Here is a 24,724-nt window from a genome sequence, read left to right as displayed (position 1 = left end):
ATTGACAGTGGCTGGACACGGGGCGCAGTGTGCCCATGAGTCCGGCGGAAAGGCTCAGAAGATTCATGCTGCGTCGTATCTCGCTCATAGTGTTCCTCCTCTTCCTGGTGATGGCCATTTACGTCGCGGTGAAGCCCAATCGCACCGTGACCACTTCATCTTCCGAAGCCTACCGTCATTATCAGGCCGGCGTGGGAGCACATGAAGAGCTCTATCTCCGCCAGGCGATGGAGGAGTTCGAGAAGGCAATCCAACTCGACTCCCAATTTGCCATGGCTGAAGCCCATCTGGCCGATGTCTACAGCGGTATGGGTTTTGCCAAGAAAGCTGAAGAAATGCGCGCGCGCGCCATCGCGCACAAGTCCCATACCAGTCCGCGCGAACAGCTGCTGATCGACTGCTATCAGGCCGGGTGGGAGCGCAACAACGAGAAGAGCTATCAGATTGCGCAGGAACTCTATCGGCAGTATCCCGAGGATCTCGATGCTATCAGCACCTTAGCCTACCGCGAATGGGGCCTGAGTCATTGGGATCGCGCCCTTGAGCTCTTCCAGCAGATCACCAAGCGGTTTCCCGATCACGCACCCGCTTACAACATGCTCGGCTACCTGAATTACTATCTCGGCCGCTACGACGATGCGCTGGCGATGCTCGATCGGTATATCGAGCTCAGTCGCGATCAGGCCAATCCCCATGATTCTCGCGGCGAAATCCTCCATGCCCTGGGCCGCTACGACGAGGCGATCAACGAATTCCGGCAGGCTTTCAACATCAATCCCGATTTTGATTTCGCCGTCTTGCATCTCGCCCAGACCTATCAGACCCTTGGTCAGAACCGCCAGGTTGAGTACTGCTTCAATATTCTTCGAGGACAAGCTCCGAATGAAGCGAAAGCCCGACAATATGCCATCCACTACGCCCGTCAACTCGCATACCGCGATGAACTGGACTCCGCCAGACGCATGATGAGTTCCTTGGTTGACAAATTGGCGGCGACTAAAGACGATGCCATCGGCGATGCCGCCTTCTCCCTCGGCGCACTCTACTACCGTCAACGCAACTTGGACTCGCTCCGACAAGTATGGGACGGGTCGCGGGCGTGGATGGCCGAGCGCGCCAAGCAAGTTCCGGCTATTGTCGAGACTCCCGGCTGGAAGATCTACGACTCCTTCATGCGGGCAACGGAGGCCGACTTGAGAGGCAACTTCGAAGAAGCGGCGCGTGTGTTCGCCGAAATCATTGCCCTGGCTGCGACGCCGGACGAGAAAATGAGCTATCGTGTCTATTACTCCGACGTCTTGCTGCGCCGGGGCGAAGCGGCCCAGGCGATTTCCGAATTGCAGAAGAACTTGTCGATCAATCCGAATAGCCCCAAAACTTTGATCAAGCTGGCGGATATCTATGAGGCCGGCAACGACCGGGCCTCGGCCCAGGCCTATCGCGAACGTGCCGCTGAAGTCTGGAAGAACGCCGATCCCGACTTTCGGCCGCTACTGGAATTGAAAAAGAAACTGCAAGTGCCCCTGGCCGCCTCCACTGCTGCGCCGGCCCCGCGCAATTAGGGCTCTTTGACCCGGTTCATTCGCCGATAATCTTCACCAGTACCCGCTTCTTGCGTCTGCCGTCAAACTCACCGTAAAAGATCTGTTCCCACGGTCCAAAGTCAAACTGACCGTTAGTGACCGCTATGATCACTTCGCGGCCCATAATTGTTCGCTTCAGATGGGCGTCGGCATTGTCCTCAAAACCGTTGTGGCGATACTGGGAGTGCGGTTTCTCCGGTGCCAGCTTCTCCAGCCAGATCTCAAAATCGTGGTGCAGCCCGGCCTCATCATCATTGATGAATACGCTCGCAGTAATGTGCATTGCATTGACCAAACAGATTCCTTCCCGCACGCCGCTCTCTTGGAGACACGTCTCCACTTGACCGGTGATGTTCAGCAACTGGCGTCGCGCCGCTGTCTCAAACCACAATTCTTTGCGATAGCTCTTCATCTTGGTGCATCCTCCCCGGTTGACCACTGCATCATTCTTGCCAGCGACGGAAATTGAACGGACCAAAGCCGTAAACTGATAGGTGGTTCTCGTAACCGGCAAGCGTAAACCAGCCGTCGCTCCCTTCGTCCGGCCGGGCTATCCGGACAAAGAAACTCTGTGCCGGCGTCCACCCGTTGCCGATCAGGTAGAGCCGATGACCGCTGCTGTCTTGCGCTACATCAAGAATGACCGACACATGGCCCATTGCCCCCGTTGTATTTTGTACGATGAGATCGCCCGGCAGCAGATCTCCTGCCTCCACAGCTTGAAGATCGCGCTTCAACGCAGCACTGCCGGTCCAAAGGAAGAGGTAGTGTAGGAATTGCTCAAATTCTACCCGCGAAGAATCGGCTCGCGCCGGCGCAACAACGTGCCGGTGGGCAGCGGAGTCAAATCGCAAACGCCTGCCTGCGCGCCACTCGCGCCAGGCAATGCGCTGACCGTTCTGCAGCCTGAACTCCAATCCGTCTGCCGATCCGCGCGCCCAAGCGTACTCGGCAAATAGCCGCAGTGCCATATCGGTGCACTGCTCGAGATCTGCTCGAAACAGAAAGGGCAGGTCTACTACTCGCGTCCCGGCAGGCCAGGTCCCGCAAATTCGACCGTCGGCGTAACGAACCGGCACGGAATCCGGAAGTACCGTCAATGATCGCACCGATGCTGCGAAGGATTCCGCCGCCACGGCAATACGCGCATAGCCGGCCGGAGCCGGAAAAGTCGCCTGCAACGAAGCGGCATCAGCGGCGCCGCCGAGCAAGACCGCAAACATCAAGGCGTAAACAAGCTTGTCCATCATCTCTCTTACAGCCGGCAGGTTTACCGGTGAACGGCGCTCTCCTGGCAATGTTTCACAAATCTCGATAAATTTACTAAAAAATCCATTTACTTTTCGATCAAACTATCGTTACTTCCGTATGTATGAGTAAATATAGACCGCTAATGGTTAAGTTGACTTGACGGTCGAATATCAACTGGATTTAGCTTTGGTTAGTTCACCCGCGTACGACGTCCACTGTGCCCAGTAGACGCCAGGAGGAGCAAGAGTAACAATGAAGATTTCACGCAAAGCCGACTACGCCCTGCGAGCCGTTCTGCACATCGCGCGCCAACCCAACGAAAAACGCAATTCCATCAACGTCATCGCCGAAACCGAGCGCATCCCGCGCGACTTCCTGGCGAAGATTCTCAAGGAACTCACGCGCGCCCAGATTCTCAAGTCATACCAGGGTGTGCACGGCGGTTATCAGTTGGCCAAGACCCCAACCCAGGTCAGCGTGCTTGATGTCATCGAGGCCATGGACGGTCCCCTCGGGCTCAATCTCTGCGTCCGCGGCGACCGCGGCTGCGACTGCGATAAGGCCGACCACTGCAGCATGTATCCGTTCTGGAGCAAGTTGCAGCAGGAATTCCGCACCAAGCTGAAAGCCGAAACGCTCGCCCGCCTGCGTACCGGCAAGAAGAAATAAGCTCCGGTCCTCCTGCAACTACACGAATTTCCGCGGGTCGCGACTGCCGGGTCGCGACCCGCGTTTTCTTGACCGGGCCCGCCGCTACGGACAACTCGCGCAGGGCGCCGGCCCGCCGCCAAAGATGTAGTTAATCAAGAAAACCGCATCCGAAATCGTCACCAATCCACTGCAGTCACAGTCGCCGACTTCGAGGGGAATCGGCGCCGGCCCGCCGGCAAAGATATACTGAATCAAATACACGGCGTCGGAGATGCTGACGCTTGTTGATCCGTCGGCGTCGCCGCAAACGTACTGCGGTGCTGGGTCGCTGATCGTGATGCTCACGCCGAGCGTGTCATGGCGCGTCGGCATCGACGCGTCCGCCACCGTCACGGTGAAGTAAAAGGTCGCACTGAGCGTCGGCGTGCCGGTGACCGTACCGACACCGTTGTTGAATACGCACCCAAATGGCACATCGCCGCCGAGAAACGTCCACTCATAGGTCGGCGTGCCGCCGATCGCCGTGAACTGATAGAAGTACGGCGTGCCGGTGAAACCGCTGTCGGGCGCGTAGCTCTGGATATGCAACTGCCCGTCGCAAGCATCACCAACGCCGTCACCGTTTTCGTCAAATTGTGCCAGATTGTGAACGTCCGGGCAATTGTCGCAGAAGTTCCCCAGCCCGTCACCATCATTGTCGACGCCGTCCGGGCAGACAAAATCGTGCCATTGAAACACGTACAACCCCGTCTGCATGTCCGAGACGATCACCTTGCCGGAAGGGAAGAACGGATACACGTTCCAGGCCCCGGCGTATACCATCCCGACTCCGGCATACGTGTCGTACCGTGCCGCCTCATGCAGATCAAATAGGTTCTGCACGTTCCAGATGCGCAGTCCCGCGGTGTAATGCGCGATATACAGGAATCCATCCTTCAAATAGCTGTTATGCGCGATTGCCGGCGTCGATGGAATGATATTTGCCACCAATTGCACGTTGTGGATGTCGGAGATGTCGAACACGCGGGTCCAGGGTCCGCTCCCGATTTCATCACCGACAAAGGCATAGCGTCCGTCCGGACTGATGTCGATATTGTGCGCGCCCGAGCCGGGGTAATTCCAGTTGGTAATCAACGTCGGATTGGCCTTGTTGGAAATGTCGAGGACATCGATCCCTTGTCCGTAAATCGCAGCCGCAAACAGCGTGTCGTTGCGGATATCGATATCGTGGTAATAGTAAGGATTATACTGCCCGACTCGCACCCCGGGAGCCGCTGGATTGCTGATATTCCAGATCTCCAGCCCGCCGATTCCGTGGTTGCCGACGACATAAAGATAATTGCCGTCGACCAGGCAATTGTGGGAGCCGCCATTGATCGGATTGATCGTCGCCACCTGCACCGGATTGGCGACATTCTGTATGTTGAAGATCTGTAACGGCTCGAACTCCTTAACCATGATGGCATAGTGGCGGTAAATTTTCACTTCTTTGGCATCGTTTCCCGGTGCCAGCGACGGCATGAATCCGACTTCCTCTGGCGGCCAGGTGTTGATGTCGACAATCGACACCCCTTCGCCGCGCGCGCATATCAACGCATATTCATTGCCGCTGGCCGAATCTACATAACCCCAGGACCCGCCGTACGTCGACCGCCCGTGCCAGTGCCCCCATAAGCGCAGGGAGTCATACTCCGCCTGCGGTGACTTGCTGACTCCCGCCGTAACGCCAATGCCATCCACCATCTGGCTGAACGGCGGCTGCGGCTGATCGGCATCCGCCGGCCGGAACCGTCCCGACGCCGCGTCATACAGAATTGTCGCCGCGGCATTGTCCACCCACTGGCTTTCGGTCGCTAGCGAGACGGTGCCAATTGCCAAACTCAGTGCCGCGCCGAGCAGCGTTGTCTCTCTCTTCATAAATCGATCTCCCCAGAGCTAGTTCCGACGGATACAACCGCATTGTGATTGGTGGTCTTGCTATGATACTACGCATCAGGGTCTACTTATGTTCGACAAAATCGATCTATCTTTGATAAGCATCGGCTGCTGGCCGGCGCAGATTTCACGTTGACTTGAATTGCCCGCTGACGGTAATTGCCCCCATGATCAACCGGCTTCTTGTCGCGACTCTACTTTCGCTCTGCCTGCTGGCGCTGCTGGCTCACACGGCCTCCGGGGCCGCCGCTTTGACGAATCCCGTTGAAGCAACTGACTTCGTCGGCAATCGATACTGGGAGGAGGGGCTTCTGCTCTGGGCGGACGAACAGCTTTACGCCAATGTCTCACCGCGCTGGCAAGGTTTGCCGATTCACTTGCCCACGTCTGGGGCGATCGCCGTCCGGACCGAACTCGACGGCCTCCTTTCGAGCCGGATTAATCGCTATCTCGACCCCGGCAAGATCTTGCTGAATAATGTCGGACTCATGAGGACATCGGGACGAAGAGACTTGGCTTATAAACTGCGATTCGTTCCCTATTTCCAGGAGCTTGCCGCTTCCGACACCATGCCCATCCACCGGCTCGGCTTGACCAGCGAACTCTGGGTGGCGCCGACCGGAAATTTGCAGGTCCATCTGCGTATGCGCCTCGAAAACCACGGCGATCTCTACTCGCAGTGGAATGGCCGCAAGTGGGACGAAAAAATCACCGGCTGGGTCGACCAGGCCGCCCTCTATTACGCGTTGCCGCGCGGTGTCTTCGCCTCGGTCGGCCGCTCCTCCATGATCTGGGGACCGGAACAGCACGATGCATTGCTGCTTTCCGATAACGCCCCGCCGCTCGATCGCATCTGGCTTGGCTACGAACACCCGGCCCTGCGCTTCGATTACTTTGTTACCCGGCTCGACAACGTTGTCCACAACGACTCGACACTCGTGCGCTATATCTCGGCGCATCGCCTCAGTTTCCGTAAGCAGGGCGTCTTCGAACTCGGGCTTTCCGAACTCGTTCTTTACGGCGGCCACAACCGCCCGATCGACTGGCGCTACCTTAACCCCTTCGTTCCGTACTATTGGGAGCAGTGGAATCGCGGCTCCGACGACAACATCTTCTTTGGTGTTGATTTCGCCATCTATTGGCCGCGCCGGGCGCGAATCTTCGGCGAGTTGATGATCGACGACTTTCAGATCGACTTCAAATCGGAACCGCACCAGGTCGGCTATAAGCTCGGCCTGGATGCCCTCGAACCGCTCGGCCTCGCTCGGCTCTTCACCAAGCTAAGTTACACCCGCGTCAACACCACCGTGTACGGCCAGAATCAGCCGCAGAACCTCTATCTCTACTATGGCAAACCCATCGGCTACTTCGATGGCAACGACCAGGACCGCATCCTTGCCCTCTGTCGCTATCATGTTGGCCGCACGTTTGATACCGAATTGGAATTTCGGTTCACTCGCAAGGGGGAGGGGCGCATCGTCCAACACGAGCGCTCCGGCGTGCCGTACGCCGAGAAGTTCCCGACCGGCGTCGTTGAGACCTCGCCCTCGGTGCGCTTCGGCCTGCTGATGTTTGACCGCCGGCTGATCGATGGCCGACTGGATCTGCGCTACTCGCATTTCCGCAACTATCGTAACCAGGATGGCCGCGATGAAGATCGGCTCGAGGTCAATTTCTTCCTCGCCTGGTTCCTGCAGGGGCTCTCCAATTGAGCGCGGTACCGTCGCTCTCGATCCAGGCCCCGGCTAAGATTAACCTGTTTCTGCAAATCCTGGGCAAGCGTGCCGACGGCTTCCATGAACTAAACTCGCTGGTTCAGGCCGTTAGTCTCTATGACACGCTCACCATCCGCAAGGCTGAAACCGAATTTGTCCTGACCTCGGATTCGCCTCACGCGCCCGCCGACCCGACTAACCTCATCTGGCGTGCCTGGGAATTGCTCAGATCTGAATGCGATATCAGGACTGGCCTGCAGATCGACCTGGTGAAACGCATCCCCATCGGCGCCGGTTTGGGCGGGGGCAGTTCCGATGCCGCCGCTGCATTGAAGGGCATTAATCAGCTATTGAACCTAAGAATACGGCTCTCTCGGTTGGCCGAACTGGGCGCTCGTCTCGGGTCTGACGTACCCTTCTTCCTTTCCTCCGGCTCGGCGCTGATCACCGGACGGGGTGAACGTGTCGAGGATATCGACCTGCCGCTCAACTATTTCGTGCTTCTCGTTGCCCCCGACTTTGCCGTCACTACCGCCGCGGCTTACGCCCAATTAAGATTCTACTTGACAAGTTTCTCTACAAAGTCGGATATTAATCCTGCAGCCTCAGGCGCAGATCTTTTAACATATTGTCAGCAGATCGGCAATGACTTCCAGCCGCTGGTGCTGTCCTGGCACCCCGAGTTGGCGGATTGCCTCAATCTCCTTCAGAGGGCGGGCGCCCACTGTGCTGCCGTGACCGGCAGCGGCTCGTCGATTTTCGGTCTGTTTGATCAGGCGCCGGAGATGAGTGTGACAACCGACATTACCAGTCGCTTCGGCTGGCAGGTATTTTGTCTCTCACCTGTGAGATTGCCTCGAGAGTAGAGACAGCCGGCGGATTCGCCACGTGGGAGGTAGTATGGAGATCACCGACATACGCGTGACTCTGAAGAACGAGGACAAGCTCAAGGCGTTTGTCAACATCACGTTTGACAACATGTTCGTCATCCGTGGTCTCAAGGTCATCAATGGCAAGACCGGGTACTTCGTCAGCATGCCATCCCGGAAACGCCCCGACGGCACCCACCAGGACATCGCCCACCCCGTCAACAATGAGGCCCGCCGCTTCATCGAAGACCGCGTCTTGGCCGCTTATGAGCGCGAACTGGCCGAGTCCGGTTCCACTGCCGCCGCCAACAGCTAACGCCGCACCATTTCCGCAGACGGCGGCCAAGAGTCGTTGACTCTGAGCCGCCGTCTTTGTATAATCTCCGCCGCCGGCACGCTCGTGCCGGCTGGCCCACAGGGGTGTAGACAAGTGGTTAAGTCAGCAGATTTTGGATCTGCCATTCCCAGGTTCGAATCCTGGCACCCCTGCATTGTTCGTAACCGGTCCCTCTGAAACTCTCTTGACAAATCGTGGATAATATGCTACAATTTGTAGTAACCCTGTAAGTCGTGCCGGCGAGGCACAAAAGGAAATATCACTTCGCATTCGTCCTCTTAACCCGGGAGGGTTAAAATGCTTCAACGTTTCTGCGCTGTCGCGTTGTTGGTCGCGGCATTCGCAAGCTCAGTATTTGCCTCTGACGCTGGTCTTATCGGTTATTGGGACTTCGACGAAGCCTCCGGATCCATCATTCACGACCGCACCGCCAACAACAACGATGGTACTATTACCGACGATGCCGGCTTTACCATCAATGGCGACTTCGTTCCCGGTATCACCGGCACCGCGCTCCATCTCGATGGCAGCACGGAGATCCATTTCGGCGTGCCGTCTAACCTCTCTCCGTCTTCCGGAATCACAGTGGAAGCCTGGTATTTCGGAGAGGATTTCCACGGCTCCGGCAACGATGCTATTGTCGATCGGCCGTATCTGTTTCATGGTCTCCCCGCCTACCAGTATCACCTCGGCGTCCGCGGTACTCAATACTATGGCCCCGGACTTAACGGCTCCGGCTTTCTATTTGCGATCGGCAACAATGACGTCTATAACACGCTGGAAACTGACTTGGGGTTCTGGGAGCCGGGTCGATGGTACCATCTTGTTGGTACGTACGACGGTGTGAAGCAGAAGCTCTACGTCAACGGCGTCCTCGTCCTGCAGCAGTCGGTTGGCGGAACTATTCCCGATTACGGTCAGCAGCTCTACTTTGGTGCTCATGTCAACATTGATTGCCACCTTGTTGGCACCATCGACGAAATCCGCATCTACGACCGGGCCCTGACCGAAGCCGAAATCCTCGAGCACTTTCATTTCCCGGGCGGCAGTCCGCAGACGGTGATCCGCATCGAAAAAACCCATGACTCCTTCCAGGGACAATACGAAGAAGTCTCGATCCAGAAATTCCTCGGCAGTTATCAGTTCGGCGGCTTCGATTTCTTGCTGGCCTATGACCCAACCGGTCTCGCCTTTATCAGTGCCGAGCTGGGCGCCGACCTCGGGCCTTCCGGCTGCGGCTGGGAGTACTTCACCTACCGCCATGGCGCCGAAGGCAACTGCGGCGGACCTTGCCCCAGTGGCCTCATTCGGGTTGTCGCCGTAGCGGACGTAATTAATGGCGCCAATCATCCCTCCTGCTTCAGCGTTCCTGACGGCGGTGAACTGGTCAAACTGAGATTTCTGGTCACCAACGACCGCACCTTCGAGTACCAGTACGTCCCCGTTCGCTTCGTCTGGGTCGACTGTGGCGATAACGGTATCTCCACGGTCAGCGGCGACACGTTGCTGATTTCCGCCAAGGTCTTTGAATTCGAGAATCCCGACCCCACTTCCAGTCCCGACTTCGACATCACCGGCTACGATTGCGGCAGCTCCCCGCACTATGGCGGCGCCTGCGCCGAGTGTGACACCTCGCTCAAGTATGAGCCGGTGCGCGAAATCTACTTCTGGAACGGCGGCGTCGACATCGTCTGTGCCGACTCTATTGACGACCGCGGCGACATCAACCTGAACGGCATCGCCTACGAAATCGCCGATGCCGTGCTCTATACCAACTTCTTCATCTATGGCCTGCCGGCGCTGAATGTCCTGCCGATCCCGCGGGAGGCGCAGATTGCCGCTTCCGATGTCAACGCCGACGGCATCCCGCTCACTGTCGGCGATCTGGTCTATCTCCTCCGCATCATCGTTGGTGATGCGCTCCCGATTGCCAAGCTGTCGCCTTATGGCACTGCCGCTACAGTCAGCTTTGACGGTGTGCTGTCAACTCACTCCTCCGCCGAAATCGGCGCGCTCGCGGTCACCTTCCGTACATCAGGAGCAGTCTCCGTTCATAACTTGTGCAACATGCGGCTCGAGTCCGCCGCCTCCGATGGTGTGCTGCGCGTCCTCGTCTACTCCGGTCTTGACGACATGACGCGGCGGCTGGAAGCCGGGACCAACCAGCTCTTCTCCGTCGCGGGTAACGCTGACTTGCTCGAAGTTCAAATAGCCGACTACGACGGTAACATGCTGGATGGCGTGATCGGGAAGTCGTCGCTACCGCAGGAGTTTGCTTTGGCGCAGAACTCACCCAATCCATTCAATCCGACGACCACGATCAGGCTCTATCTTCCGACCGCATCGGATTGGACCCTGGATATCATCAACGTCTCCGGCCAGGTAGTAAAGACCTTCGCCGGTCGCAACTCGGGCTATGTGAACGTCGAATGGGATGCCCGCTCCATGCCCAGCGGCGTCTACTTCTACCGCGCCTCGGCCGGCGATTTTACCCAAACCCGCAAGATGGTTCTCCTGAAGTAACCAAGCACAAGTATCGCACAATCTTATCTGCCGCCTCTCCTCTTGCCGGGAGGCGGCATTTTGTTTCTTCGGTCGAAGCCTTTCCTTCGGAGTCTTGTCGGATTTGCCCCCTTGACAACTTCGATCCCTTTGGCTACATTTGATCGAAGTTGGTACTACCGCGCGCGGCGGCTCGATTCATCGGATGAGCTACCCGCCGAATTCAAGAAATCGCGAGGCAAAAGATGAAAATGGCGTTCGGGTTGGCGACCATGCTCGTGCTTGTCACGGCGGCAGTTTCGTTTGGCGCCTATGACGTTTCCGTTCACTTCAACGGCGGCTCCGATGTCGTCTATATCGGCGAAGATAATACCCTCGAGATATACATCACCAATGAGCGCCCGCTCCGAGCCATGTCGCTTGGGTTTGAGTTCCGCAATCTTGCCGGTTCCTTCGATCTTGTGACCCCCTATGGCAACAAGCCGTTGCCGCCGAGACCGTTTTACGTGCAGGAGCATGGGGACGCTATCGACCGACTCGCCGGTTTCGGTGGACTACACATGGCGGTTCACAAAGTGCCGGATTCCGTCCTCATCGGTGGGTTCTCTCTGGATTCAGGCGCGGTTGAGACTCCATTGCCGATTCACACGTCATCGATCCTTTGTTATTCGTTCAAGATTCGCATACCCGCGGGCCAAACGCCGCAGCCGGCCGGATTCTGCGTTGACAATATCTTCTTTCCGCCTGCCGGTTCATGGCTGTTCGAGCCGTATTCCGCGGCAGTGAACGCCCCAACGTTTCAAGGATACCCCAACACCTCGGCGACGATTCCCGACGCCCCCGCCGTCTGCTTCGACCTTGTTCAGCGTCCGCCCTGCAACCCGCCGCTGATCACCAACTGCACCGAAGTCCCGACCAAAGGGACAATCGCTGCCCCGGTCACTCTTGACTTCAACGCAACCAACCCCGAACCCGGCAATCTCGCATGGTCAGTTGTCGCAAACAGTTCCGTCGTCACTGCGCCAACTATCGACCAAAACGGCAACTTCAGTTTCCAGTTCGATATCACCGAGAGTGCAACATTAAAGAACTTCACCGTCATTGCCGCCAACGATTGTGGCGGTGCCGATAGCTGCCAATTCGCAATCGAGAACATCCCCATCACGCCCTTTGTGATTCGCCTCGAGAAGACACATAACACTCTTCAGGGCGGCTACGAATACGTTTCAATCACCAAGGAATCCGGCTCCGACCAGATCGGCGGCTTCGATTTCCTGATCGCTTACGACGCCTCGGCCCTCAGCTTCCAGACCGCCACACTCGGCGCCGCCCTCGGCCCGGCCGGCTGTGGTTGGGAGTATTTCACGTACCGCTACGGTCCCTTCGGTAATTGCGGCGGGCCGTGTCCCTCCGGCATGCTGCGCGTGATCGCGATCGCCGATGCCAACAACGGCGCCAACCACCCCGACTGCTTCGCGGTGCCAAACGGTGGGGAAATGGTCAGCCTGAAGTTCTTTGTTACCGCCAATCAGACCTTTGAATGCCAGTACGTCCCGATCCGATTCGCCTGGATCGATTGCGGCGATAACGCCCTCTCCAACGTTGGCGGTGACACCCTCTGGATCTCTTCCAAGGTCTTTGACTTCGAAAACATCGATCCGCTGATCGATCCGAACTTCGAAGTCACCGACCTGAGCTGCTACTTCGCCATTTCCTACGGTGGCGCCTGCGCCGACTGCGACGTCAGCGAGAAGTACGAACCAATCCGTTACATCTATTTCTGGAATGGCGGCATCGACATCGTCTGCGCCGACTCCATCGATGCCCGCGGCGATATCAACCTCAATGGCGTTCCCAATGAGATCGCCGACGCGGTGCTGTTCACCAACTACTTCCTCTACGGTTTAAGCGCTCTCGATCCGAATCCGCAGTTCCGCCAGGCACAGATCGCCGCCTCCGACGTCAACGCCGATGGCTTGACGCTCACCGTCGGCGACCTGGTCTACCTGCTGCGCGTCATCGTCGGTGATGCGCTGCCGTTTCCCAAGCTGACTCCGTTCGCCAATCATGCGACGGTCGACTTTAACGGCACTTTGTCCCTGACTGCGCCGGTGGAAGTTGGCGCATTGTATGCGACCTTCCACGTGAACGGCGATTACAGTATTCACAATTTCAGCGACTTGCGGCTTGAATCCTCCATCGCAGACGGCCTCCTCCGCGTCCTGCTCTATTCCGGCCTGGAGGACATGTCCCGACGTCTTTCTGCCGGGTCCAATCCACTTTTCTCAGTTTCCGGCGATGTCGCGCTGGTCGACTTTCAGGTGGCCGACTATCAAGGCAATCTACTGAATACGCGTCTTGAGCGCAGCGCTCTGCCGACGAAGTTTGCTTTGAGTCAAAACGTCCCGAATCCGTTCAATCCGACCACAACGATTCAACTGGCACTGCCTGTCGAATCGGATTGGTCACTCGAGATCATCAACATCGCCGGTCAGGTGGTGAAGTCCTTCACCGGCCGCAATTCCGGTGCAGTGAGTATCGAGTGGGATGCGCGCTCCATGCCGAGCGGCGTCTACTTTTACCGCGCCTCAGCTGGTGCGTACAGCGAAACTCGGAAGATGGTGCTGCTGAAATAAATCGGCAGGTATAGATGACGCGTTGCGGAAGGACATGATCATGAAGCGCTCGGTTGTCTTGGCCGTGATTCTCTGGATCGTGCACGTTTCATTAGCGCTATCGGCTCCCGTTATCACTTTCTGCCCGCCCAGCATTAAGGCGTTCCTGTGCGACGAAGCCTCGGTGCAACTTACTGCGGTCGCGGCGCCCGGATGTGAACAATTGTCATGGTCAGTCTCCGCGCTCGGGACGCCGCCGGCCGGTACGGTAACCATCGATAGCACCGGCTCACTTCACTATGCCTTTGTTACCGCCGATGGCGGGCAACTATTCAGTTTCCGTGTGATCGTTACCGACAATTGCAGCGAAGCGGACTCCTGCCTGATTTATGCGGAAGTCATCAGTTCTGCACCTTTTGTGTTCCGTATCAGCAAGCCGCCGATGACGCTGCTCGGCCGGGAGGTTGAATTTGCCGTCACCAAGGAGCAGGGCAGCGCGTCCTTCTCCAGCTTCGATTTCCTCATTTCGTATCAGGCTTGCATCCTTAATCTCCTCGGCGCCACCCTGGGCAGCGCGCTGGGTCCCAGCGGCTGCGATTGGGACTACTTCACCTACAATGTCGTCAGTAGCGACATCTACTACGGTCTCTGCCAGGTCGGCCTCGTCCGCCTGCGCGCCTACGCCGACCTTAACAACGGCGGTTCCGGTCCGCTCTGCCAATACGCCTTCAATGGCGACACGCTCGCAACTCTCCGCTTTTACGTGACGCACAATTACTGGCACGAATGCGAATTCTCCCCCGTGCGCTTTGTCTGGCAGAGCTGTGGCGACAACACGCTTCAAGCCTACGACTTCAACGCCCGCTACGGTGCCTGCCATGTCTTTGACTATGCCAACACCGACCCGATCTTCGACCCTAACTACGAACTGACCGATACCGATTGCGGCCAGCCCCTGCGCTTGGGCGGTGACTGCGACGCCTGCGCTTCTGTCGGGTCGCCCGTCGTCGGCTTCGCCTACTTCTGGAACGGCGGCGTCGAATTGCAGTGTCTCGACCCGGTCTGCATTCGCGGCGACATCAACCTCAATCGCCTCGCCTATGAGGTCGGCGACTTGGTTCTCTTTCGCGATTACTTTCTGTACGGGCTCTCAGTCTTTTTCCCGAATCCCGACGCCCGGCTCTGCGCCGCCGATATTGACGGTAATGGACAGGCGGCAGGTCTACCTGACTTGGTCATGATGTTCCGTGTTTTCGCGGGAGATACGCTCGCAATTCCGCCGGCGAAGGCTTTGGCCGGAACAGCTGAAGTCTCCTTTGCTAATGGCCTCCTCACCGTCGACTCGCCGGAGGAGATCTCCGCGATCTTAGCCAGATTTAGTTCTTCTGACATTTCAACGGAGATCACGGACTTCTGTGACTTGGAGCTGCACCAGGCTGTCGCTGATGACGGCACGTTGCGAGTTCTCCTCCTGCCGCCGCTGGACAACATCTCTGCCAATGTAGCCGCAGGCGCCCATTCGCTCCTTTCACTCAGCGGCCATGCGAAGTTGGTCGAGATTCAAATCGCCGATAATCACGGCCGCCTGCTCGAGACTCGACGATCGCGCAGTGCCTTGCCGACCGAGTTCGAATTGAGTCAAAACGTCCCGAATCCGTTCAACCCGACCACCACAATTCAACTGGAACTGCCTGTCGAATCGGATTGGTCGCTTGAGATCATCAACATCGCCGGTCAGGTGGTGAAGAGCTTCACCGGCCGCAATTCCGGCGCGGTGAGTGTCGAGTGGGATGCGCACGGCTATCCGAGCGGTGTCTACTTCTACCGCGCCACCACGGGGACGCAAACACAATCGCGAAAAATGGTCGTGCTTAAGTGATCGCGCTATGTCAGAAGCAAGACGCCTGGTCGCGCTGATCCAACTGCGGAGGGTCTGAGTATACTGGCCACAGACTTCAACGCTCCGCCTCGCTCTTGCCGCCAAACACCGAATACAGCACCGGCAGTAGGATCAAGGTCAGCGCCGTCGAAGTAATAATCCCGCCGACCACCACCGTCGCCAGCGGTCGCTGCACCTCGGCGCCCACCCCGCTTGATACCGCCATCGGCACAAAACCAAATGCCGCTACCAGCGCCGTCATCAGTACCGGCCGCAGTCGCGACATCCCGCCGCCGACAATCGCCTCCTCCAGACCTGTCCCTTCGGCGCGCAACCGCTTGATCGTTGACACCAACACCAGCCCGTTCAGAACGGCGATGCCTGACAGAGCAATGAACCCGACGCCGGCCGAAATCGAGAACGGCATCCCGCGCAGCGCCAACGCAATGATGCCCCCCAACGCTGCCAGCGGCACCCCCGTGAAAATCAGAATCGCATCGCGCACCGACCCGTACGTCCAGTACAACAGTCCCATAATCAGCAGCAGCACGATTGGAACCACGATCATCAATCGTGTCCGCGCCCGTTCCAAATTCTCAAATTGCCCGCCGAGCCGGATGAAATACCCCGGGTCAAACTTGATCTCGCCGTCGATCCGGCTGCGCAACTCCTTGACGAACGAATCCACATCTCGCCCACGCACATTGCACTGCACCACGGCCCGCCGCTTGCCCCATTCGCGCGTTATCGTCGCGTAGCCGCGATCAATTTGCGGTTTGGTCACCTGATCCAGAGTCAGTAACGCCCGTCCCGCCGTTACGGGAATTCGTTCGACATCCTCCGGTACTTCCGCGTATGCCGAATCCATCCGGATCATCAACGGGAACCGCCGCTGCCCTTCGTACACTTCGCCGACGTTGATCCCGCCGATGCTCTCGATCACGCTCAGCACTTCCGCGGCCGTCAACTCCAGCCGTGCCAGTCGCTCGCGATCGACCTCCAGTTTGAACTCCGGCTGACCGATCAACTGCTCGACGCTGACATCTGCGGCCCCCGGAATCGTCTCGATCAGCGCCGCGATCTCCTCCGACTTCTGCTCCAGTAGCTGCAGATCGTCGCCGAAAATCTTGATACCGATATCGCCGCGAATCCCCGCGATCATCTCATTCGCCCGCATCTCGATCGGCTGCGTAAATACCCGGTTCATTCCCGGCAGATCGGACAGTTCCTGATCCATCAACGCCGCCAGTTCCTGCTGATTGCCGGCGCGCTTCCACTCCGACCGCGGTTTGAGCGTCATGAAAATGTCGGTCAGTTCCAATCCCATCGGATCGGTCGACAGTTCCGCCGTTCCAATCCGCGACCAGATTTCGGCAATCTCATCCGGGAACTTTTCCAGCATGATCTTTTCGATGTGTGTGTTGTTATCAACCGATTCGGCGATATCGATTCCGGCCAGCCGGATGATGTTGATGGCAATCGTGCCCTCGCTCAGGCGGGGAAGAAACTCGCCGCCGAGCCGGCCGAAGAGGAACACTCCGACCAAAAGCGCCGCCAGCGACAGCGCCATCACCCCGATACGATAACGCAGTGCCGCCTGCAATACCGGACGATACAGCTTCTGTGCCCACTGCACAATGATCGGCGTCTGCTCCCGGCGCGGTTGCTTCAGGAAGGTTGCGATCAACGCCGGCAACACCGAAAATGACAGAATCAACGACCCGACCAGTACGAAGATTACCGTGAGCGCCATCGGCCGGAACATCTTGCCCTCAATCCCCTGAAGCGTCAGGACCGGCAGATAGACCAGGATGATGATCAATTCGCCGAATAGCGTCGGCTTGCGCACTTCCAGGATCGCGTCCTTGATGACCTGAAGTCGTGAACGTTCGCCTGCGCCGTGCAATCGCTGCACCGTATTCTCGACCTGGATCACGGCGTTGTCGACCGCCAGGCCGAAATCGATCGCACCCAGGCTCATCAAGCTACCGACGATGCCGACTTGCGCCATCATCTCGAACGCAAACAGCATTGACAGCGGAATGGCCGAAGCCACGATCAGTCCCGCGCGCAAGTTACCGAGGAAGATGAACAGAATGGCGATTACCAGCGCCGCCCCCATCAGCAGGTTGTGCTCCACCGTCCGCAACACCTTCTCAACCAGATCGGTGCGCACGTACACCGGCCGCGCTTCGACTCCCGCCGGCAGCGTCTTGGCTACTTCCTCCAGCCGCTGCTCCAGATTCGCCGCAATCTCGTGCGAGTTCTGACCGGTCAGCATGAATCCCAACCCGAGCACGACCTCGCCATCACCGTTCGCGGTCGCCGCACCCCGGCGGATTTCATGACCGATCACCACCTCCGCCACGTCGCGGACCAGAATCGGCACGTCGTCGCGCGTATCGATCACGAGATTCTCGATCTGGTCGCGCCGGCTGACGACGCCGACCCCGCGCACGATTGTCTGCTCACCTCCACGCGTCATTTGACCGCCGCTGACATTCCCCAGGTCGTCGCGAATCGCGTCGGCGATCTCCTTGACGCCGAGCCGGTACTGTGCCAGCCGGTTCGGGTCAACCACGATATGGAATTGTTTCTCGAAGCCGCCCCAGCTGTTCACCTCGGCCACACCGGCCAGCGACTGCAATTGCGGCTTGATGATCCAATCCTGCGCCGTTCGCGCCGCCGTTGGGTCGGCGTCGTGCGCGATCACGAGGTAGTGGAAGATCTCCCCCAGTCCCGTCGAGACCGGTCCCAGCCGCGGCGCCTCGACTCCTTGCGGCAGTTGTACCGATACCAGCCGCTCCGTCACCTGTTGTCGCGCCAGGTAGACGTCGATCGCGTCCTCGAAAATCAAATTGACCTGCGCGATCCCGAACTTCGAAATCGACCGCACTTCGGTCAACCCCGCCAGACCCGCCAGTTCGCGCTCGATCGGAAAGGTGATCTGCCGCTCGACATCCTCTGGTGCCCAACCGGGCGCGGCCACGTTGACCTGCACCATCACCGGGGTCGTGTCGGGAAACGCGTCGAACGGCAACCGGAGCAGGGCCGTGATCCCAATTACAATTACTACTGCCGCCGCCGCCAGAATCAGATAGCGGCGGCGAATCATGAAATCGATGATCTTTTCCAACATCGTCGCCTCTAATGTCCGGCACAGCCGGCGCCGAGGCTGCTCTTCATCAGCTCCGTCTTCAGCAGATAGCCGCCCTTGACGACGACCAACTCACCCGCAGCCAACCCGGACCGCACCTGATAATGGCCGCGATCGCCGCGGTCAATCTCAACTTTCCGCGGCCGGAAGCGGTCGGCGTCCTCGCGCACGAACACGATGTTGCAGCATCCTTCCCACTGCACCGCGTCCTTCGGGACTACAACCTGAGCTGATGACTCTTCGGCGGATAGGATCATGCGCCCGAATTTGCGCGCGCGCCCACCGGTATCATCGCTGATCAACCGCGCTCTTACCGGCACTGTCCGCGAATCGGAGTCGACAAATGGTGCGACCCAGAAAATCTCTGCTGCCGCTCGTTCCAGGGCATTACCGTCCGCCACGAAGTAGACTCGCTGCCCCGGGCGCGCCCGCGCGGCATCGCTTTCCCGCAGATGCCCTTGGAGCCAGAGCGCTTTGGGGTCACCGAGCAGCGCCATTGTGGTTCCGGCGGGCTGCAACAGTCCCAGCGGCGCGCGCCGTTCCAGCAGGTTCCCCGACCGTGCCGAAAGCAGCGTCCACCGCGAATTCACTCCCTCGCCCTCCAGGCGTGCAATCTGCGCGTCCGACAGCCCGGCTGCCCGCAATTGCCCCTCCAGGCCGTTACGCCGCGCTATTGTGACGGCATACTCGCTGGCGATCCGTTGATGTTCCGCCGCGCTGATTAGCGCCGCTTGATGCAGGCTGTCCGCCCGCGCCGCCTCACGCTCATCGAACCGGCTTTCCGCCAAGAGCTCAAGATAGTCCGCCTGCAACGCCGCCATCTCCGGCGAATCCAGGTCCGCAATTGGGTCACCCGTCGCCAGGTAATCCCCCAACTCTGCCTGCCAGCGCACGACCGTCGCGGGCAGGGAAGTCGTCAGCGCGTAACTCTTTGTCTCGTCGAAGATCAACTCGGCGGGCACTTCAATCTCGCGCGCCGGCGCGCCGGATGCCACGGCCGGCAATACCGCGATGCCGCTCCGCTCCGCCGTTTCCTGGGAGGCGAATTGAATCACTGCATCTGCCGTCGCACAGTCGGCAGCGTTGCCTGTGAAGAAAACATCGGGACCTGTAACGCGCTCGGCATTCATTTCCGGTTCCTGGGCAAACGTCAGACGCGGATTACACCGGCGGCAGTGCGATTCCGGCAAATCGTGCTCCGCGCACCAATCGCCACTTGCCTGAAACGTCGCGATCAATTCGCCGTGGCACTTCGTGCACTGAGATTCCGGTACGCGATGCTCCGCGCACCAGTCGTCCGCGCTCTGCGCGATTTCGCCGTGTTCGTGTGCATGTTCCTGCTCGTGCGGCTCGTTTACCGCGGGCGTATCGCCGGATAAGATTGCGATCGTTCCCAGCACGCCAAGCACCAACCCGGCGCAGGCGACCAATACATACTCGACAATTCTGGTTCTGGACATACCAACTCCTCGGCCATCTTGGCCGCATCAATCATTGAGCCGTCGCGCACAGTGATCTGAGCGCATCCGGCGGAAACTGAGATTGTGGGGAACAGGGAGTTGGTTAGGTTCGTGGAGGGCGGTCAATCCCGCTCACTATGGTCTGCACGGCGCCCCGATCAAACTCAATGTAAGTGATCTCATCGACGGGGAAGACTCCGTTCGACTCGCCGCTGCAGACCTCTGCCGGCGGCATGGTGTAACCGCAGCGACACAGAAGACATTCATCGCAGGGTCCCGACTCGCAGCAGTCGCCGCAAATGCCGTGCAAATCGGCTTCCAGCGTCGTCGCAAACGTCAGCACCAATAGTGCCAAAAACAACGCGCTCGCTATGCGGGATATCGTCAGGCTCATTGCAGGTTATACGCAAAGCACCTTCAAGTGCTTGGTCTCCCATGGTTGGTTCTAATTGTCGTCTGCTGTTCAACGACTTACGGCAGCAATTGGGAATTAAATGGAGCAGAGCGGGATCGAACCGCTGACCTGTACGTTGCGAACGTACCGCTCTCCCAACTGAGCTACTGCCCCATGCTACCGCCGACGCCCCGCGCATGCCGCGGCGCCGCTCGATTCGCTACAAGTTATACGTGATTGTCGTCTCGTCAAGGCGAATCTTCAGTCCCCTTCTTCCCGCAGCACGAGTTCACTGCTTTGCTCGGCCGTCCCCCCGATCACCAGATCCGTGATCCGAACCGTCAGCCGATACCTGCCCGGCCGCAATTCACGGGCCGATAACGTCACATCGCGCACCACATCCGCGCTCAGGCCGCCTTCGCGATAGGTGTTCGTGATGGATTCCTTCTTGCCGGGAAACACCTTGCCAATCAGTCCCTTGATTCCGCCCTCCGAACCCTTGATGAACTGCATGGCATAATCGACCTCGTACCGTGTCCGCCCCGTTAAGTCTTTGGCCAGATTATAGATCTCGAAGTAGACCCGGATCGTGTCTTGCGGCAGGAACTCGAAATTCAAAGCCGGCATCAGGCTCGTCTCGCGTCGCAACCTCAACACCTCTGGTACACCCTCCGCGCCGCGTGCCAGCACGATACTTGAAATCGCGACATGTCCGCCGTCAAAATCGCGCACGGCAATCGTGTCGGTCAGTACACCGAAACGCTGATGCTCCAATTGATCCACGACCGTCGCCAACCGATAACGCCCCGGATCGATCATCGCCCGGAAATGTCCGGACGCCATCACCTCGCGACTCTGCTCTCCCCAGATAATCGCTTCCTGCTCGTCGCCCCTCCAAACCTCACGCCCGTCGCGGCCATGGATTACGGCACGAACCTCGGCCGCTTCGGCCCGGCCATTTGTCTGTCGTGCCAGACTGTCGATCTCCGCGAGAGCATAAATCTCAACTTCCGTCGCTGACTCCCGCTTGAACTCGTAGACCACGGCCGACAACGGGATCGGCACAGCCATGCGGTCAATCAGCGCCTCCGACGGCCGCTCGCGATAGATCAGTTCCGCGATACGCTTGCTCTCGCTTGCTCGCGCCGAGCCGAGATTATCGGAATACGCAAACGGATAGCTGTAGCGGCCCGATAACATATGATCCACAAAGGCCAGCGTGCACGGATACTGCGTCGTCGTGTAGTACCACCACCAGGCCGGAGCAGTACCCCCCGTGACCTCGGCCAACTGCCGCCGCCGATCATCCGGCCAACCCAGTCGAATCAGCGTCTCCCCCATCGGTGTCGTCCATCCCGCTCCCTCGCCGCGCTCATCACCGAACAACAAATTGGCCAGCCATACCCGCGCGTAGTGTTCGACTTGCCGCTCATTGACCCGCGTGGTCGGATCGCTGTCAGCCGCAAACCAGAATGCCATCCGCAGCGAGTCCATCCGTGATAGGCTCAGTTGCTTCACTGCGGACCAATGTTGCGGCGACACCAGATATTCCAGCGATTCAAATCCGCCGCGCTCGCGATCGGTCATCCCGGCCAGCGCGATGGCAAAGTTGGCGGCGGCCTCGTCGAAGTTGCGCTTGCCGTAGTGGATATACCCCAGCGCCAGATTTGTCCGCACTGCCAGCGTATCGAGCCAATACGCCCGCTGCGCAAACACCTCCGCGCTGTCCAGCTTCCCGCTGACGCCGTAGACCTCCGCCAGCCGGACCAGGCCTGCAAGCGAGTTCGGTTTCCGCCCGACAAGGTCTTTCAACACCACGATTGCCGAATCGCGCCGATCCTCAAAATCGTTGAGGAAGTACGGGCGTCGGTACAAATCGGCCAACATCAGGTAGGGCGTTTCATCGTCCGGCTCCAATTCAATGGCCCGCGCCAATTCGCCGCGCCCCTGCATTTCGTAGCTCTGGGCAATCAGGGTCTTGGCCAACTCGATGTGATACTGTGGATTCTTGGGGTACATTTCCACCAGTCGCTTCAGCGCCGTCTCCGACTTGCGCCGCCCCTCTACCGTCTCCAACTCGCGGTTGATTAGCCCCTGTCGTAACAGCAGCATCGTGTCGCGCGGGTTGCGCAGCGCCAGCTCGTTCAGCAGAATGGCTGCGCTGTCGAGGTCCTCGAGAACGACCAACCGGTCGGCCTCCAGCACCATGTAGTCGATCTCGAAACGCGTCATCTTGCGCTGCGCACAGCCGCAGGCCATCAGCACCACCACACCAATCGCCGCCAGCGGCAGAAATCGCTTGAACATTTTGGCCCTCATGAAGTTGCTCGGCTCGTCGGGAAGTCGCGGTCATTCCTCATGACGATCCGCTCTCCGATTTGTTGAATCGGGCTCTTCCCCCAAATTGCCCGTCGCAAATTTGACAACTTTGTGTATATTAGCGTCGTACTTGCCGGAGGAGTCATGCTAATCAGAGTCGCTTTCCTTGTTGTCTTCGTCCTGGCGTCCGCCGGCTTCGCTCAGCCGGCTCGCTACGATCCCCGTCACCTGAGCTCAGAGCAGATCGCTGCCGAACAAGCCCGCCGCCGGGAGTACTATCGCCTCGAAAGCGAGCGCCGTGAACTGGCCGTCAAACGCGGCCTTGTCAATCAAGCGCGCCTGCTCAATGCAAATCAAACCGATTACGATGTCAAGTACTACGGCATCCACGTCAGCATCAATTTCACCACCGAGTCGATCGTTGCCGCGATCGACTATCAGATCGAGTCGCGGGTCAACAACCTATCCGTTGTCGACCTCGACCTGATCAATCAGCTGATCGTCGATTCCGTCAAGGTCAATGGTCAGACGGCAATGCGCAGCCATGTCGGCTCCGTTCTCAGCATCACGATGCCGGTACCGCAACCGGCCGGGCAGAGATTCTCCATGAACGTCTACTACCATGGCCAACCCTATTCTGGCTATGGCTACACCGATGGCGGTATGGGCTTCATGAACAATAACGGTAATCTCGTCTGCTGGACCGCCACCGAACCCTTTGGCTCCCGCAACTGGTGGCCGTGCAAGGACACTCCCGAAGATAAAGCTGATTCCGTCGAGCTCTGGATCGAATGTCCTGCCACCATGACGGCCGCCACCAACGGCGTCATGCTGTCCAACACCGATCTCGGCGGTGGCCGGCGCCTCTTTCACTGGAAACATCGTTACCCGATCACGACCTACCTGGTGGCACTGTCGGTAGCCAACTTCGTCATCGATCAGAACACTTGGAACTACGATGGTCATTCCATGCCGGTCTATAGCTACGCCTTCCCCAACGCCTGGAATTACATCACCCTGTTCGATACGCTGACGATACCGATGCTCAACATCTACAGCGACGCCTTCGGCATCTACCCCTTTGTCAATGAGAAACTCGCGAACGTCAACTGCGGCATCTACGGCACCATGGAGCACCAGACCTGCTCGTTCCACGACCCGTTTTCCTTTTACGATCCCGAATACCTGCTGATTCACGAGAACGCGCATCAGTGGTGGGGCGACATGATCACCTGCAAGACCTTCCATCATATTTGGATCAACGAGGGTTTCGGAACTTTTTCCGAAGCGATCTTCTACGAAGGCGCTTACGGCAGCTTGCAGGCATACCTCAATCACATGCAAACGCTGAAGTACATGGGTGAGGGTACAATCTATGTCGAAGATCCGCTGACTGAAGTCATCTTCGATGGCAACCTATCGTACAACAAGGGCGCCTGGGTTGTGCACATGCTGCGCGGTGTCCTCGGTGATTCCACCTTCTTCCGCGCGATCAAGGAATGGACCGGCGGACCATTCCGCTACGGCTCCGCCACGACGGAGGATCTCTCCGCGTCAATCTCTGCCAGTGTCGGCCGCGACATGAGCTGGTTCTTCAATGAGTGGATTTACGGCAACGGCCACCCCAGCTATGAATACTCCTGGCAGTGCTCCCCCGACCCCGGCGGCGGTTACAATCTGGATCTCTGCATCGAACAGGTTCAGCAGCTCTATCCGCTCTTCCAGATGCCGGTTCGGCTGCACCTGAATACCACCGCCGGCGCCCGCGATACGTCGGTCTTCAACCAATGGTGGGAGCAGGTCTATCGCATCCACTTGACCGATTCGGTGACCGCCGTGCAATTTGACCCGCAACAGTGGATTCTTCGCGATGCCGTCCAGGTGCCGTTTACGATGCACGCCGTCACCACCGTCTGTCCCGATGCCGAATTCGGCGTGCCGTACTATCTCAAATTCGAGGCGGTCGGCGGCGTCGAGCCGTATCACTGGAATCTCTGGGGCGGCGATCTGCCCTACGGCATGCAGTTTGACGGCGACACCGTCGGCGTGCTGTCGGG

Annotated in this window: 16 protein-coding genes and 2 tRNA genes; 10 read left to right on the top strand and 8 right to left on the bottom strand. The window is 58.5% G+C overall.

The genetic code is table 11. The annotated features are described in order from the left end of the window. The first annotated feature begins 65 nt into the window (after positions 1 to 65). The gene (locus IT585_08095) at positions 66 to 1,562 is read left to right on the top strand and encodes a tetratricopeptide repeat protein (protein MCC6963195.1); all 1,497 of its coding nucleotides are present in this window, start codon (positions 66 to 68) and stop codon (positions 1,560 to 1,562) included. A gap of 16 nt (positions 1,563 to 1,578) precedes the next feature. On the opposite strand, the gene IT585_08090 is transcribed toward IT585_08095, so the two are convergent. After that, positions 1,579 to 1,995 (bottom strand): YjbQ family protein, encoded by a 417-nt coding sequence (locus tag IT585_08090; GenBank protein MCC6963194.1) that lies wholly within the window; start codon positions 1,993 to 1,995, stop codon positions 1,579 to 1,581. A 31-nt stretch (positions 1,996 to 2,026) separates the two neighbouring features. Next, a complete protein-coding gene (locus IT585_08085) occupies positions 2,027 to 2,833 on the bottom strand; it encodes a hypothetical protein (protein MCC6963193.1) in 807 nt (268 codons plus the stop codon). Positions 2,834 to 3,086: 253 nt separating this feature from the next. Here IT585_08085 and IT585_08080 point away from each other — a divergent pair, with 253 nt between their 5' ends. Next, on the top strand, positions 3,087 to 3,503 hold the full coding sequence (locus tag IT585_08080) for an Rrf2 family transcriptional regulator (protein MCC6963192.1): 417 nt from the start codon (positions 3,087 to 3,089) through the stop codon (positions 3,501 to 3,503). An 84-nt stretch (positions 3,504 to 3,587) separates the two neighbouring features. On the opposite strand, the gene IT585_08075 is transcribed toward IT585_08080, so the two are convergent. Continuing rightward, the gene (locus tag IT585_08075; GenBank protein ID MCC6963191.1) at positions 3,588 to 5,402 is read right to left on the bottom strand and encodes a choice-of-anchor B family protein; all 1,815 of its coding nucleotides are present in this window, start codon (positions 5,400 to 5,402) and stop codon (positions 3,588 to 3,590) included. Between the two features lie 185 nt (positions 5,403 to 5,587). On the opposite strand from IT585_08075, the gene IT585_08070 reads away from it, so the two are divergent. The 7 genes from IT585_08070 (at position 5,588) to IT585_08040 (ending at position 15,337) form a co-directional block, all read left to right on the top strand. After that, positions 5,588 to 7,132 carry a hypothetical protein gene (locus tag IT585_08070; GenBank protein MCC6963190.1) on the top strand — a complete coding sequence of 515 codons (1,545 nt, stop codon included), beginning with the start codon at positions 5,588 to 5,590 and terminating at the stop codon, positions 7,130 to 7,132. Beyond that, a complete protein-coding gene (gene ispE / locus IT585_08065) occupies positions 7,129 to 8,001 on the top strand; it encodes a 4-(cytidine 5'-diphospho)-2-C-methyl-D-erythritol kinase (protein MCC6963189.1) in 873 nt (290 codons plus the stop codon). The genes IT585_08070 and ispE overlap by 4 nt, the downstream gene beginning before the upstream one ends. 34 nt (positions 8,002 to 8,035) lie before the next feature. Then, entirely contained in the window at positions 8,036 to 8,320 is a 285-nt protein-coding gene (locus tag IT585_08060) for a SpoVG family protein (protein ID MCC6963188.1), read from the top strand. Positions 8,321 to 8,420: 100 nt separating this feature from the next. After that, positions 8,421 to 8,493 (top strand) — tRNA-Gln (locus IT585_08055). A gap of 145 nt (positions 8,494 to 8,638) precedes the next feature. Further along, positions 8,639 to 10,864 carry a T9SS type A sorting domain-containing protein gene (locus IT585_08050; protein ID MCC6963187.1) on the top strand — a complete coding sequence of 742 codons (2,226 nt, stop codon included), beginning with the start codon at positions 8,639 to 8,641 and terminating at the stop codon, positions 10,862 to 10,864. Between the two features lie 224 nt (positions 10,865 to 11,088). Then, on the top strand, positions 11,089 to 13,479 hold the full coding sequence (locus tag IT585_08045; GenBank protein ID MCC6963186.1) for a T9SS type A sorting domain-containing protein: 2,391 nt from the start codon (positions 11,089 to 11,091) through the stop codon (positions 13,477 to 13,479). A gap of 40 nt (positions 13,480 to 13,519) precedes the next feature. Further along, positions 13,520 to 15,337: a T9SS type A sorting domain-containing protein gene (locus IT585_08040; protein MCC6963185.1), complete on the top strand. Its 1,818-nt coding sequence runs from the start codon at positions 13,520 to 13,522 to the stop codon at positions 15,335 to 15,337. Between the two features lie 76 nt (positions 15,338 to 15,413). On the opposite strand, the gene IT585_08035 is transcribed toward IT585_08040, so the two are convergent. The 5 genes from IT585_08035 to IT585_08015 all read right to left on the bottom strand — a co-directional run bounded on the left by IT585_08035 (position 15,414) and on the right by IT585_08015 (position 22,655). Continuing rightward, complete coding sequence (locus IT585_08035; GenBank protein MCC6963184.1) at positions 15,414 to 18,476, bottom strand: efflux RND transporter permease subunit; 3,063 nt, start codon at positions 18,474 to 18,476, stop codon at positions 15,414 to 15,416. An 8-nt stretch (positions 18,477 to 18,484) separates the two neighbouring features. After that, positions 18,485 to 19,954 carry an efflux RND transporter periplasmic adaptor subunit gene (locus IT585_08030; GenBank protein ID MCC6963183.1) on the bottom strand — a complete coding sequence of 490 codons (1,470 nt, stop codon included), beginning with the start codon at positions 19,952 to 19,954 and terminating at the stop codon, positions 18,485 to 18,487. Positions 19,955 to 20,057: 103 nt separating this feature from the next. Next, a complete protein-coding gene (locus IT585_08025) occupies positions 20,058 to 20,348 on the bottom strand; it encodes a hypothetical protein (GenBank protein MCC6963182.1) in 291 nt (96 codons plus the stop codon). A 101-nt stretch (positions 20,349 to 20,449) separates the two neighbouring features. Beyond that, positions 20,450 to 20,522, bottom strand: a tRNA-Ala gene (locus tag IT585_08020). An 87-nt stretch (positions 20,523 to 20,609) separates the two neighbouring features. Beyond that, a complete protein-coding gene (locus tag IT585_08015; protein ID MCC6963181.1) occupies positions 20,610 to 22,655 on the bottom strand; it encodes a GWxTD domain-containing protein in 2,046 nt (681 codons plus the stop codon). Positions 22,656 to 22,811: 156 nt separating this feature from the next. On the opposite strand from IT585_08015, the gene IT585_08010 reads away from it, so the two are divergent. After that, a partial coding sequence (locus IT585_08010) for a M1 family metallopeptidase (GenBank protein ID MCC6963180.1) occupies positions 22,812 to 24,724 on the top strand: 1,913 nt, incomplete at its 3' end.

It is taken from the genome of Candidatus Zixiibacteriota bacterium, assembly GCA_020853795.1.
Classification (GTDB): Bacteria; Zixibacteria; MSB-5A5; order CAIYYT01; family CAIYYT01; genus JADJGC01.
This window is presented reverse-complemented; position numbering and strand designations above follow the sequence as displayed.

Bases quoted from the DNA above. Each gene is read 5' to 3' on its own strand.
- IT585_08095 (MCC6963195.1), top strand. From the start codon at position 66: ATGCTGCGTCGTATCTCGCTCATAGTGTTCCTCCTCTTCCTGGTGATG.
- IT585_08090 (MCC6963194.1), bottom strand. From the start codon at position 1,995: ATGAAGAGCTATCGCAAAGAATTGTGGTTTGAGACAGCGGCGCGACGC.
- IT585_08085 (MCC6963193.1), bottom strand. From the start codon at position 2,833: ATGATGGACAAGCTTGTTTACGCCTTGATGTTTGCGGTCTTGCTCGGC.
- IT585_08080 (MCC6963192.1), top strand. From the start codon at position 3,087: ATGAAGATTTCACGCAAAGCCGACTACGCCCTGCGAGCCGTTCTGCAC.
- IT585_08075 (MCC6963191.1), bottom strand. From the start codon at position 5,402: ATGAAGAGAGAGACAACGCTGCTCGGCGCGGCACTGAGTTTGGCAATT.
- IT585_08070 (MCC6963190.1), top strand. From the start codon at position 5,588: ATGATCAACCGGCTTCTTGTCGCGACTCTACTTTCGCTCTGCCTGCTG.
- IT585_08060 (MCC6963188.1), top strand. From the start codon at position 8,036: ATGGAGATCACCGACATACGCGTGACTCTGAAGAACGAGGACAAGCTC.
- IT585_08050 (MCC6963187.1), top strand. From the start codon at position 8,639: ATGCTTCAACGTTTCTGCGCTGTCGCGTTGTTGGTCGCGGCATTCGCA.
- IT585_08045 (MCC6963186.1), top strand. From the start codon at position 11,089: ATGAAAATGGCGTTCGGGTTGGCGACCATGCTCGTGCTTGTCACGGCG.
- IT585_08040 (MCC6963185.1), top strand. From the start codon at position 13,520: ATGAAGCGCTCGGTTGTCTTGGCCGTGATTCTCTGGATCGTGCACGTT.
- IT585_08035 (MCC6963184.1), bottom strand. From the start codon at position 18,476: ATGTTGGAAAAGATCATCGATTTCATGATTCGCCGCCGCTATCTGATT.
- IT585_08030 (MCC6963183.1), bottom strand. From the start codon at position 19,954: ATGTCCAGAACCAGAATTGTCGAGTATGTATTGGTCGCCTGCGCCGGG.
- IT585_08025 (MCC6963182.1), bottom strand. From the start codon at position 20,348: ATGAGCCTGACGATATCCCGCATAGCGAGCGCGTTGTTTTTGGCACTA.
- IT585_08015 (MCC6963181.1), bottom strand. From the start codon at position 22,655: ATGTTCAAGCGATTTCTGCCGCTGGCGGCGATTGGTGTGGTGGTGCTG.